We start from the raw sequence: 12,663 nt of genomic DNA, 5'->3' as shown, positions 1-12,663 counted from the left end.
AGCAATAGGACCAGAAGATTTTTTCTTAAATATATTTCAAATACCCGAAACTCATATAATTTTAGCAGTGTTGGCTGGAACCCTCCTTGTTCGTTCATTTGAAAAGTAACATTAAAATATAGCCTCAGGCCTCTTAATTGAGGTCTTTTTTATGCCCCTTTAAACATTTGAACTTTTCTATAACTAGATTTTTGCCACGCTGAAATAAACATTTTACCAAACGTTAAATCTTTACCTATTTGAAGCGAAGCCAACGTCTTTTCCATTTGGGATATATAATTCAATATTCTCTATGCATTCTATAATATGACGCAAATAATTTTTGTCATTTTTCATAGTTGAATGGCTCCGTTTAATACATCTTCTTTCATACTCCAATGTAACAATTACTTTTCAAATATCCTTTCCTTGTTTCAGAAATGCACCCATAGTAAATGTTATCCCGGTGCAATTTTATACAAAAGTGCTGTTTTCTAAAAATATTTTGTTTTGTTGCATGCAGATAAACTCCAGTATAACAGTTGTGAGAAAGCTGTCTTTCGTAGGGACCCGTTAACTCGTAATCGAGAATAAAAATAGTTCATCATCTGTTCGTATTGAGAAAGAGTGGTTGTTTGTGTGCAAAATCATTAATTTTTTACACTCTCTCGGTAGATTCAGTCCAAAAAGGAAAGTGAATCAGCCGAGACAGGTGCTCTCACGGTAGATTCAGTCCAAAAAGAAAAGCGAATCAGCCGAGACAGGTGCTCTCTCGGTAGATTCAATCCAAAAAGGAAATCGAATCAGCCGAGACAGGTACTCTCACGGTAGATTCAGTCAAAAAAGAAAAGCGAATCAACCGAGACAGGTGCTCTCACGGTAGATTCAGTCCAAAAAGGAAATTGAATCAGCCGAGACAGGTGCTCTCACGGTAGATTCAGTGCAAAAAGGAAGCCGAATCAGCCGAGACAGGTGTTCTCTCGGTAGAGCGTAAGTCTACCAGCTCACTTTCCTTATTACAAAAAAGCTAGTCCCTCACCTTAGGAGAGACTAGCCATACCTTAATCTAGTATCCTTATTTTATCCATTCATCAATCAACTCTTGATTCTCTTCAATCCATTTCTTAGCTCCATCAAGAGGGTCTTCGGCGCCTTCTACATCATTGATAAGCTGCCCAATTTGTTCATCATCCATCTTCCAATTTTTAAACCATTCACTTATTTCTGGATAATCTTCTGCAAATCCATGTCTTGTTGCATGGTGGATTTTTTCTACACCACCGAATGTGTTTTGTGGATCATCTAGGAATTTCAAGTCATATTCGGAAAATACCCAGTGCGGGCTCCAAAGTGGTGCCACGATTGGTTCTTCTTTTTCTACTTTATTTCCAATTTCAGCTAACATTGCTGGCTCAGAACTTGTTAATAGTTCATAGTCAAGGTTATAATCTTCAATTAATTGTTCTGTTACTTCCATTGTACCTGCTCCAGGGTCAAAACCTACAATTTCCCCCTCAAATAAATCCTTATGCTCATTTAAATCTTCAACACTATTAACGTCTTCTAAATAGGTTGGAACAACTAATCCTACTTTCGCTGTGTCATACCAAGTTTCTTCTGAGAAGTTAACACTGTCTTGATACTGTTCTAAGTAGTTTGCATCCTGAACGGGTAACCATATTTCTAAACTAGCATCTAGTTCATTGCTTTCTAAAGCTTTCATGGTAGTACCCATGTCTAAAACGCTTAACTTCACGTTATAACCTTTTTCTTCTAATATTGCTTTCCACATATTTGTTACTGCAATATTTTCAGCCCAGTTAATTTGGCCAATCGTTAATTCTCCATCCGTTACTTCTGCACTTGCTTGTTCACTGTTTGATTCCCCCTCAGTGCTTCCGCAGGCTGTCAGTACTGCTACCATTAGTAATACTAAGATAATGCTAAGTTTTTCTTTCCATTTAAACACGTTACAAAACTCCCCTTTGTTGTTTTTATATATTAAATATTCCAAACTTTAAATATGTTAAGAATATTTTTAACAAAAATATAAAACGAACCCCTATTCTAAAAGAGACAAATGTCATACTATATGCTAGGTAGTCAATAGCGATCATTCGATAAACTATAAACTACCTAATCACTTCTTTTCTATTAATCCTGCTTGTGTTTAGGTAAAAATTCAAATATTTTTTCACTTCTTATACTTGCGACTAAATCTTCTAACCAGTTGTAATAGGTTTTAGATTCTTCCAATTGATCATAGTATTTCTTGGCGGTAGCAACCGTCTCTGGTGAGCTCGTGGGATCTTTGATGACCGCAATTAAATCCTCTTGCGCTTCTTTAATTGCTTCCATATTCATTTTTGCTTCTCGTTCCCACATTTGACAATAAAACACCATAAAGGAACGGAAGAAGTTCTTTTCAGCTATATAAGTATGTTTTCTAGAACCACGTGTAAATGTTTTCTTCACCATTTCTATTTCTTGAAGCTTACGGACACTGGTACTCATACTCGGTTTACTCATTTCGAGCTCTGTACGCATTTCATCAAGCGTCATCTGATCTTTAAAGTACATCGTTGCATATAAGTTTGCAGCAGCTGGTGTTACACCATATAAATCCATTGTCTCCGCAATAGCACTAATGACTTTATTTTTGGCCTCTTCTATTTTATTGTTGGACCCTTCAGTAGATTCACTCATAAAAGTTGCTCCTTTAATCTAAAGTTAAGCGTGTTAAATACTTTTTAAATCTTCTTTACAAAAATTATGATACAGCGTTCAGATTAAATGTCAAATGGTATTCGTTGTTATATCGGAGTAAAAACGTCTAAGATCCCAGTATTGACAGTCGGTCTGGTGAATTTATATTCTTTCTAAACTTTTAAGTTTCTTTTAACTTTTGACAGTCTTTAAAAGACATGTTACTATTTGCAAAACGTTAAATAAATTTTTAACATATTTAATTTATTAAAAAACTGGAGTTGATCGATTTGGGTTTAAAACAACAACAATACATAAACGGTGAATGGACGAATGCGATTTCAGGTAACACGCGTGAGATTATTAATCCATATAATCAGGAGGTTATTGCTACTGTTCCTGAGGGAGATGAGGAAGATGCGAAAGCCGCGATTGTTGCAGCAAGAGAAACTTTTGATAGTGGCGAGTGGGCTACGACACCTGCAACAGAACGCGGTAGTATAGTAAGAAAAATTGCAGAATTAATTGAAAGAGATAGAGAAGAACTTGCTAGATTGGAGTCTTTAGATACAGGTAAAACAGTTGAAGAAAGCCGTGGAGACATGGATGATATTGCTGGTGTTTTTCGTTATTATGCAGAGATTGCAGATAAAGATGGGGGAGAATTAATTGATTCTCCAGTGCCAAACTCTATTAGTAGAGTCGTTCACGAACCTGTTGGGGTTTGTGGTCAAATTACACCATGGAATTATCCATTACTACAAGCATCCTGGAAGCTAGCTCCAGCCTTAGCAACAGGTAATACATTAATTATGAAGCCTAGTGAAATTACACCACTTACTACCATTAAAGTATTCGAACTGATCGAAGAGGCGGGAGTGCCTGCCGGTGTTGCGAATCTAGTACTTGGGTCTGGTAATACAGTTGGTGCAGAGTTATCTAGTAACACGAATGTGGACCTTATTTCCTTTACAGGCGGAATTGTTACTGGAAAGAAAATTATGCAAGCAGCAAGTGTGAATGTGAAGAAACTTGCATTAGAACTTGGTGGGAAAAACCCTAACATTATCTTTACTGATGCTGATTTTGAGACAGCTGTTGATCAAGCATTAAACGGGGTATTTTTCCATGCAGGACAAATCTGTTCCGCTGGTACAAGATTAATTGTAGAAGAGAGTATTCACGACGAGTTCGTAAGCGCCCTTGTTGAACGCGTGAAAAACTTCAAACTAGGAAGCGGATTTGACGAAGATACACAGATGGGTCCACTTATTTCGGCCGAACACCTTGCGAAAGTTGAACAGTATGTAGAAACAGGTAGGAAAGAAGGTGCTACATTAGCAGTAGGTGGTAGCCGTCCTGAAGATCCAGAACTACAAAAAGGATTTTTCTACTTACCAACTATTTTCACAGACTGTACAACAGATATGAGCATTGTTCAAGATGAAGCTTTTGGTCCTGTGATCACGGTTGAGAAATTCCGTACAGAAGAAGAAGCGGTAAAGCTTGCTAATGATTCGATCTACGGGCTTGCTGGTGGCGTATGGACATCCGATATTGTAAAGGCTGAACGTTGTGTAGCCAAAATGCGCATGGGAACTGTTTGGATTAACGAATTCAATCTTTACTTCCCACATGCACCGTGGGGTGGATTTAAACAGTCAGGTATTGGGCGTGAGTTGGGAAGGTTAGGTATGGAAGAATATACAGAAACAAAGCATATCTTCCAAAACCTTCAACCTGAACCGATTAACTGGTTCTAAGCTTCCCTAAAAAAGTCAGTTGTTCATTATAGTGGACAGTATAGTAGAAGGAGTTGTCGGATCGGATGGCAGCTCCTTCTTTTGTTTTCTGATAAAGGGCAAAATTCGATGGGGCGTTAACGGACAGCAGCCCTTTTGAGAAAAACTAACCGGTTTTTTTCCTTATAATATGACAAATGTAATAGCCACAAATGACATTCGTAACTTCTATCATGTGTTTCTATCCTTTATGATTGTGAAAGACTAAACATACCGGAAAAGAGGAATAACGATGCGCACTTTATTATTTCAAGGATACATGTGGGGTTATATTTTAAGTAAAGCAAATAAATCATTTACGATCAATAAATTAAATAAGGCAGGTAAGAACAAAGAAAAATTAGAACTAATGGATAACATTATTTTAAAATGTACAAATAATTTAATTAAAATTTCAGGTGCCGACCTGACCATAACTGGAGCAGAAAATATACCTTTGGATGAACCTGTCTTGTATGTTGCCAACCATCAAGGGAATATGGATATACCAATTTTATATTCAACGGCCCCACGATCAATGGCGTTTGTTGCGAAAAAAGAAATGGAGAAAATTCCGTTGTTAGGTTATTGGATGAAAGAAAGAGGGTGCGTGTTTATCGACAGGGACAACGCTCGTAGTTCGTTGAAGGCGATTAATCAGGCAATAGACAGTTTAAAATCAGGCCATTCCATCGCAATTTTTCCAGAAGGAACGAGAAGTAAAGGACCTGAAATGGGAGACTTTAAAGCGGGAAGTTTACGAATTGCGATTAAAGCAGGGGTTAAAGTTGTTCCTGTGACGATTAAGGATTCTTACAAATTGATAGGGAAAAAAGGTAAGCATACACCAGCAAAAGTTTCTGTCCATTACGCTGATCCGATCAATTCAACAGAATTTAAAGATACCAACCAACTAGCATCAGCAGTATTAACAGAGATTGAGAAGCATTTGTAGACGTTCGGTTTCGGATGTTGGAAGAGAGAGAGGGTCGATCATTGATTGGCCCTCTTTTTGTATGTTTTTAGGTTGATGTTGTGGGGGAGTAGTGGTTGTTGGAGTGAATTTGGACTGGAGTGGAAGTGATCAGAAGAGTGATTGGATTGGTGAACAGAAAGAGGTGGGGGTGAACAAAAGAGTGTGATTGGTGAACAGAAAGAGGGTAGGAGTGATCAAAAGAGTGCGAATGATGAACAAAACTACAGGAGGAGTGATCAGAAATAGAAAGCAGCGAGATAGGTCTCCTGCTTTCTGTTGCAGTTCTAAATTAAAGGAAGTGGGACAAGTCCCAGTTCTAATACAAGGAGCAAAATCCTCATTTCGGTGAAACGAATAGAATGGTCAGCTCTCTTTTTTACGCTTTATTACATATCTAGTGGAGAAAAGTTATTTGGTGCCTAATCACCGTGTCCTTAGATAAATAGAAAAAATTTTGTGAAAGGTATTGAAAAATTATTCAATTCATTTAAAATAACTTGTATGAATTAACTTATATTTACCCGTTTTTTATAATCAATAAACACATGGTGCCATTTTTGTGTTGAGAGTGACGAAAGAACGGCGCAAATAAGGAAGGGAATTTCATATGGACAATAATACAATGCTCCTCGACCAATCCACCCTGAATAAAACAATACAGAACAAAAGACAAGAGATGATTAAATCAGGATTAGAACTGGGATTAAGCCATATAGAAACTATTAAAATAAGTAAAGAACTTGATAAATTAATCAATATTTATAACAAACGCATGAAGATGGGACAAGGGGACAGGGCACTTGTCCCAGATCCGGTGCTGGAAGTAAATTCGTCATTTTGATGAAACGAATAAAAGACAAGAGAGTTGACCATTTTATATAAAATAAAATGGCCAACTCTCCTTTTTTTTAGGAATCGCCAGCAACAAACTTCGGATTACGTGAATTTGAATTAATATGCCCACTAGGTGGCAGCCTAGCAAACCTAGTTACACTTAAATCAAATAAACTGATAATTGAATAACTGGGACAGTTACCCTGTCCCCATGTCCCAGGAGGAATGAAAGAAGCACAGGAACTGTTCCTGTGCTTCTTTCTATAGGTTTGCTACTAGTCGTCCGGTTATTTCGTGGCGCTCTAGGCGTTCGAGGCCTTCTGGTATTTCGTCAAAGGTAATTTCGGATAGGACTGGGTCAAGATGTCCTTTTGCCATTAAATCATAAACGGCAGCAACATCTTCTACTGTCCCGCCAACACTACCTTTTAGTTGTACAGATTTTAATATCATGCTACTAGTATTAATGGTGGAGGATAGTTTTCCCATCCCAACGAGCACCACTGTCCCACCAACTCCGACTGCATCGATCGCATCGGCAGTTGTGGTACCAAAACCAGCGTAATCGACGATTAATTCTGGAGCAATTTCTGCTAAATCGCTGACATTTTCATAGACTTCCTTACAACCAATTTCTTTTGCTACTTTACGGGCATCTGCACTTAAGTCTGCTGCATACACTTCGCAACCAGCGACAACAGCGGCACGTGCAGCCATTTGTCCTAACCCGCCAATTCCAATGATGCCGACTTTCATGCCTGCTTTTGCTCCACCTTTTTGGAACATTGCATGATAGGAGGTCATGCCTGCATCGGTTCCAGCAGCGGCTTGTCCAAAGCTGATTTCGTCTGGCATTGGAACTAAATCAACAGCAGGTACAAGTACTTTATTGGCATAGCCACCATCACGGCCATTGCCAGGTCCTAGTCCGTCTTTTCCGACCGGACAAACCCCAACGCGATCGCCAACTTTATAATCGGTTACACCTTCGCCCACTTCAGAAATAACACCAGCAATTTCATGGCCTAGAATAATTGGTACTTCTGCTAAAATATCCATCCAGCCTGGATCTCGTAACGTTCCTACATCGGTATGACATAAGCCTGCCGCTTTAACATCGATCACCACTGTTCCAGGTGTAGCGATTGGGTCAGGTTTCTCTACTAATTTCAATGGTTCGTTGGTACCGGTGAATTGCCATCCTTGCATGACTTCTACCTCCCTAAATTTGAAGTATCTTATAATTTCACTATATTGCAAATTTTGACAAGCTTCAATAAACAATAAGTGTATATTGTTTATTACTGTACAATTGGAGGGAAATTGTATAGTAAAATAAAACTAGTGAATCGAACTGAAACAAAACATAAAATCCAGAGGTGATAGATGATGACCGAGCAACTTGATAAAAGAGTCCAACGATCAAAAACTGCGATCAAGGAGACGTTTATAAAACTATTAAATAGGAAGAAATTTGATCAAATAACGATTTCAGAAATTGTTCGAGAAGCCAATTATAACAGGGGAACGTTCTATGCTAATTTTCAAACGAAGGAGCATCTACTTGAGGAGATCATTCAGGATCTTTTACGTGAAATGGTTAATGAAATCCGCAAACCGTATCAAAGCTTTGAGCGAGTAGATATGACCGAGTTAAATGTACATACCATCACGTTATTTTCCTATTTCCAGGAGAATGCATCCCTTTATAAATTGCTACTAAGTGACCATATCCAGGCAAACTTTCGCTTCCAAATCGCCAAGGCCATCGAAAAGCTGTTTATTGAGGAATATGAGTACGAACTGGATGAAAATATAGACATCGATACGAAGTGGCTTTATACCTACCGTGCTCACGGCATTGCCGGCTTGATCATTCGTTGGATAGAAGAAGATTTCCCAACCACCCCCGAATACATGACAGAACAAACCCTAAAACTCATGACCACCGCAACCAAAGCCTTTTATGTTAAATAAGTGGGACAAGGGGACAGGGCACTTGTCCCAGTTTAGCCACTGGAGCGGTGAGGTTACTTTTTACCAACTTTAAAGAAAAAAATTCTGACTCAGCCTTCTAAAATAGAAAGAAAAACCAAACAACAGTTTGAGGAAATTTAGGAAGGCTAGGTAAAATTATGTAAATCTACTAAAGCATTCAAACTAACTTACAAGCATGCTAGAATTATTGATTGTTGGAAAGCTCGAGGCTTTTTTATACCTTTACTGTTTTTGCTGGTGAAAATGGTCCTTTACTAAGGGCAATGTATAAATTACCTTATTTTAATAGGTAGTTAAGTTATATTTTAGGGGGGAAAAATTTGGATACTATTTCTAAGTTTCAGAGTAAATTAATGGTGTCTATCGGATTATTTACTTTATTAATTACTGGTGTACATACAACCGAGGCATCTTCTGCTGATTTTAATGATGTGAGTAAAGATGGACGATATAGTGAAGCGGTAGATTATTTGATTGATGAGCGTATTGCACAGGGACTTTCAGAGAATGAATTCGGTATAAAAGACCCGATTAAACGTGGTGATGCTATGGTAATGATTGCAAATGTACTTGATTTAAATGTCGTAGATGCTCCAAGCACACCATTTGCTGACTTAAATTACCGTGTAGAGCCTGCGGTAAATGCTACGTATGCAAAAGAAATTGTTAATGGAAAAACTGATACATCGTTTAAGCCTGCAGCCAATATCACGAGAGCAGAAATGGCAAAAGTAATTGCGAATGCTTACCAGTTAGATGGTGAAGGGATTCAAAATGAATTTATTGATGTGAACAGTAATTGGGATACCTATATAGATGCATTGGTACAACACGGTGTAACACAAGGAAAGACACCAACAATTTTTGGAACGAAAGAACCAGTTACAAGAGGTGAGTTTGCCTTATTTATTTATCGGGCAAAAGATGCTAATGAAGCGATTGGGTATCCTATGTTTACTTATGACGGCGAACGTACTTTCACTGTTGCGTATGGGGCTGATTTTGATTTACCCGAAGTTACCGCAACTGATGGAGCTGGTGGTTCAGCAAACATTACAAAAACAATTACGTACAACGATAATCAAGTAGAATCTGTTGATACAGAGCAACCAGGTACGTATACGGTCACATATGAAGCGGTTAGCCCGACAGGAAATAACGCAGTGATAATGGATATAACGGTGACAGTATTAACACCTAAGTATGACATTGATGATGTAAAAGCTATCGATAAAAATACAATTGCAGTAGTATTTAGCAATAAGGAAGAAATCGAATTTGACCTAGATCAAGCACTTGTGCATGGACAAAACGAAGTAACAGTCGAATACGAAGACCATGAATATAATACTATGGTAGAGTATGACGGACTGACACCTGTTGTGGAAGCTGCTGAACAATCAATTGCTACATTACCTGAAGCTATTACTCTAGATGATAAAGATCAAGTAACAACTGCTAGATCACTGGTAGAGGAAGCAATTGCTATGAAGGAAGACGTTGAAATTGACGGGCTTTCTAAATTAGAAGACGCCGAAGCACTTATTGACTATTATGAAAATGAACAAATCACTCTTAATGAAACAAGATATGTGCTAAGAACGGGCGAAGACTTACAATTAGAAGCCTCCGTAACACCTGAAAATGGCCCATCAACGACAATCACTTGGGATTCTAGTGATGCTGATGTCGCAACTGTTACAAGTGATGGGGAAGTTACTGCTGTCAATGAAGGATCAGCAACGATTACTGTTGAAACAGAAAGTGGTACAAAAGCAACTAGCACTATTATAGTTAGCGATGAACCGTTATTGGAGTTTCACAGTTACGCTTCGATCACGATGAATAATGTTATTCAAGGTTTCCGTACATCCTTTTATAACATGGATAGCCGTTCTGTAACGATAGACAAAATTGAGGTGTATGAAGGTGATCAAATTGAATCGACCTACACGCAATCCAGTTTAGAAGACGATGGATTTTCAACTACCATTGACCCTTATGAAAGTTTTGGAATGAGTATTAGTTACAAATACGGCGGACTTTGGGCGACAGAAGAAAACGTTGTGAAATACTATATTAGTGATGGGGAAGAGGAATTTGAATTCCTATCTATTATAGAGTAGGTCTATTGAATTTCAACCCATGCTTTAAAAAACCCGTTCCTTATCAAATCGATAGGGAGCGGGTTTTTCTTTATCTTGATGTAAAATGTATTAGTGTTATGAACACTATGCTAGCTAGAGGTTTGGCACCAAGTTTCCTTTACCCCGGTGTAAACGTTCGTAAGACTCCCACTTCATGAAGTGAAACGGAGATGCTTAAGTGTGTTAAACGACCGTTCGCTTTCACCCCGAATGGTTCAACTAACACTCAGTGGGGGAAGACAAAAATTCACTTTATCTAATCTGTCGAATCAATTTGACCAGTAGGAATACCCTAGCCATTAAATTAAATAAACTGATAATTGAATAACTGGGACAGTTACCCTGTCCCCATGTCCCACTTTATCTAAAAGGTGTTACGAAGTTTTGAGTGCCATAAAATGCACGATCTTTACCGTCTAAACCAACACCTAAGTGAGTGAAGTTTTCGTTCAACATGGTTTGTCGGTGTCCTAGAGAGTTCACCCATAGATAGTATAAATCAAACGATTCAAATACGCCTCCGCTTATGAATGCGATATTTTCACCAGCAGTTGTATAGTTTATGCCATTGTTGCTCATACGATCAAACGGATCCAGTCCATCTGGGTTTACATGGTCAAAATAATCACGGTTGAGCATGTCCGTACTATGTTCCCTTGCCGTTGTCGCAGCCGTTTCATGATGTTTCACGGGATTCTTATTGTATTTATACCGAAAGCTATTCGTTTGTTCAAAAATTTCTTTTTCCCAATCGGATAACATAGCCGATGTGATATTGTCGCTAGTGATCCCGGAATTTTTGAATATATATACTCCAGAAAGTATGTGGTTATTATGACGATCAAAATAAAACTTTACCGAATTATTATGAACCATATACGGTGTATCTGTTGTTCCAAAGGAAGAATCCATCTCCTTTTCCCCATAGAGCTCGAAGACATCTTCATTTGTAGAGTGATGGATGCTTAGTCCGTCAGTATGTTCCATCATGTCAGCGTTAGTAAATACAGCTACAACCTCATTGTCTTGTATCCCAATTTGCAGGGCCTTTTGTTCATCACTATAAATGTACCACTGATAACTTTTGCGACTTTGATCGATTCTTTTTGGCTCACCCAAAACATCAAGGACTGTTTGTTCTGAATCGCCGATACCGATCCCTTTAAATGTGAATTCTCGTTCGGATTCTTCTGCTTGATCTTCGGTGTTGTCATCTTTATCCGTTGTTTGGTCACTTTTTTCTTCATCTGTTGTTGAAGAGTAATCGAACGCCTCATTTTCTAAAACGTTGTGCATAAATACAGAAAATTGCGCTCTAGTTGTTGGGTTGTTAGGTCTAAAAGTTTTATCTGGATAGCCAGTGGTAATCCCATAGTCTGCTATCGTTTCAATCGCATGGTATGCCCAATGATTACTAGAGATGTCCGTGAAATCTTCCTCCCATGTGGAGTCGATTTCATACATAGAAGTTAAAACTACTGCCATTTCAGCTCTTGTTAAAGGTTTGTAAGGCATAAATTGGCCATTAGACCCACTGAATATTCCTTCCTTTGTTACAGCTGCAATGGATTTATAACCGGTCATATCTTCAGACACATCTTTATAGTCAATCGAAGGAAGATTGGTAGTGTCCAAATCTAGTGCTTTTGTAATCATTATTGCGGTTTGTATTCTAGTAATAGTTTGGTTTGGTTTAAAAGAACCATCAGAATAACCATTAATAATCTCTGAATCAGATAAGTAATCAATAGATTCTTTTGCCCAATAATCATTCCTAATATCATTGAAATCTTCTTGTGCGTATACGTGTTGAACCGTAAATAAACACAATAAAACAAAAAACATACATGTCTTTCTCATCATCCGTTCCTCCCTAAACTAGTTTAATAGATGTACAGCGGGACGGTTATCCAGCTTCCATTGTAGAATACGGCATATACGGAGGAAGCACAAGAAACGAAATACCTATGTGCGATGACTTAAAACTTACGATCAATGATAAGTAGAAAAAAGGAAAAAACTCTCTCTTCTGGGGGAGCGACTAAGGGGAAAAAGGCCTATGAATAGATTGAATTTACTTATTGTGCTTTTTTGCAAAACTTTCAATTAGTACTGTCCTGTGCTTCGTTAATTCCTCGTGTTCCACCATTTACCATATAATATTTATATTAATGGAATCCCCACCCTACAAGGTTTTTGCATATCAGAAAAAGTAACAATTTAGCAAACTTTCATAATAGGA

At 38.1% G+C, this 12,663-nt stretch carries 9 protein-coding genes; 5 read left to right on the top strand and 4 right to left on the bottom strand.

Going from position 1 to position 12,663, the window contains the following annotated elements:
- Window positions 1-1,054 precede the first annotated feature (1,054 nt).
- Window positions 1,055-1,948, bottom strand: coding sequence for a glycine betaine ABC transporter substrate-binding protein (locus FCI53_RS10885; protein WP_138418737.1), 894 nt, complete (start codon window positions 1,946-1,948; stop codon window positions 1,055-1,057).
- 185 nt (window positions 1,949-2,133) lie between these two features.
- Window positions 2,134-2,685: a choline uptake/conversion transcriptional regulator CudC gene (gene cudC / locus FCI53_RS10880; RefSeq protein ID WP_138418735.1), complete on the bottom strand. Its 552-nt coding sequence runs from the start codon at window positions 2,683-2,685 to the stop codon at window positions 2,134-2,136.
- Window positions 2,686-2,975: 290 nt separating this feature from the next.
- Between cudC and betB the strand changes: the two genes are divergently transcribed.
- The 3 genes from betB to FCI53_RS10865 all read left to right on the top strand — a co-directional run bounded on the left by betB (window position 2,976) and on the right by FCI53_RS10865 (window position 6,283).
- Window positions 2,976-4,448 (top strand): betaine-aldehyde dehydrogenase, encoded by a 1,473-nt coding sequence (betB, locus tag FCI53_RS10875; protein WP_138418733.1) that lies wholly within the window; start codon window positions 2,976-2,978, stop codon window positions 4,446-4,448.
- A 271-nt stretch (window positions 4,449-4,719) separates the two neighbouring features.
- Window positions 4,720-5,421 (top strand): lysophospholipid acyltransferase family protein, encoded by a 702-nt coding sequence (locus tag FCI53_RS10870; RefSeq protein WP_138418731.1) that lies wholly within the window; start codon window positions 4,720-4,722, stop codon window positions 5,419-5,421.
- Between the two features lie 628 nt (window positions 5,422-6,049).
- A complete protein-coding gene (locus tag FCI53_RS10865; protein WP_138418729.1) occupies window positions 6,050-6,283 on the top strand; it encodes an aspartyl-phosphate phosphatase Spo0E family protein in 234 nt (77 codons plus the stop codon).
- Between the two features lie 254 nt (window positions 6,284-6,537).
- Here the strand turns inward: FCI53_RS10865 and FCI53_RS10860 are convergent, their stop codons facing one another.
- Window positions 6,538-7,485: a zinc-binding dehydrogenase gene (locus FCI53_RS10860; RefSeq protein WP_138418727.1), complete on the bottom strand. Its 948-nt coding sequence runs from the start codon at window positions 7,483-7,485 to the stop codon at window positions 6,538-6,540.
- A gap of 180 nt (window positions 7,486-7,665) precedes the next feature.
- Here FCI53_RS10860 and FCI53_RS10855 point away from each other — a divergent pair, with 180 nt between their 5' ends.
- The gene (locus FCI53_RS10855; RefSeq protein ID WP_138418725.1) at window positions 7,666-8,253 is read left to right on the top strand and encodes a TetR/AcrR family transcriptional regulator; all 588 of its coding nucleotides are present in this window, start codon (window positions 7,666-7,668) and stop codon (window positions 8,251-8,253) included.
- Between the two features lie 341 nt (window positions 8,254-8,594).
- Entirely contained in the window at window positions 8,595-10,400 is a 1,806-nt protein-coding gene (locus FCI53_RS10850) for an S-layer homology domain-containing protein (RefSeq protein WP_138418723.1), read from the top strand.
- A gap of 381 nt (window positions 10,401-10,781) precedes the next feature.
- On the opposite strand, the gene FCI53_RS10845 is transcribed toward FCI53_RS10850, so the two are convergent.
- Window positions 10,782-12,281, bottom strand: coding sequence for an S-layer homology domain-containing protein (locus FCI53_RS10845; RefSeq protein WP_171038143.1), 1,500 nt, complete (start codon window positions 12,279-12,281; stop codon window positions 10,782-10,784).
- Window positions 12,282-12,663 lie beyond the last annotated feature (382 nt).

This window comes from Aquibacillus sediminis (assembly GCF_005870085.1).
Lineage (GTDB): Bacteria > Bacillota > Bacilli > Bacillales > Amphibacillaceae > Aquibacillus_E > Aquibacillus_E sediminis.
The sequence above is the reverse complement of the archived record's forward strand: the minus strand, read 5'-3'. Positions and strand labels throughout refer to the sequence as shown.

What these genes read in the sequence shown, in the direction of transcription:
- cudC (WP_138418735.1), bottom strand. Translation starts at nt 2,685, where the DNA reads ATGAGTGAATCTACTGAAGGGTCCAACAATAAAATAGAAGAGGCCAAA.
- FCI53_RS10845 (WP_171038143.1), bottom strand. Translation starts at nt 12,281, where the DNA reads ATGAGAAAGACATGTATGTTTTTTGTTTTATTGTGTTTATTTACGGTT.
- FCI53_RS10865 (WP_138418729.1), top strand. Translation starts at nt 6,050, where the DNA reads ATGGACAATAATACAATGCTCCTCGACCAATCCACCCTGAATAAAACA.
- FCI53_RS10860 (WP_138418727.1), bottom strand. Translation starts at nt 7,485, where the DNA reads ATGCAAGGATGGCAATTCACCGGTACCAACGAACCATTGAAATTAGTA.
- FCI53_RS10870 (WP_138418731.1), top strand. Translation starts at nt 4,720, where the DNA reads ATGCGCACTTTATTATTTCAAGGATACATGTGGGGTTATATTTTAAGT.
- FCI53_RS10855 (WP_138418725.1), top strand. Translation starts at nt 7,666, where the DNA reads ATGACCGAGCAACTTGATAAAAGAGTCCAACGATCAAAAACTGCGATC.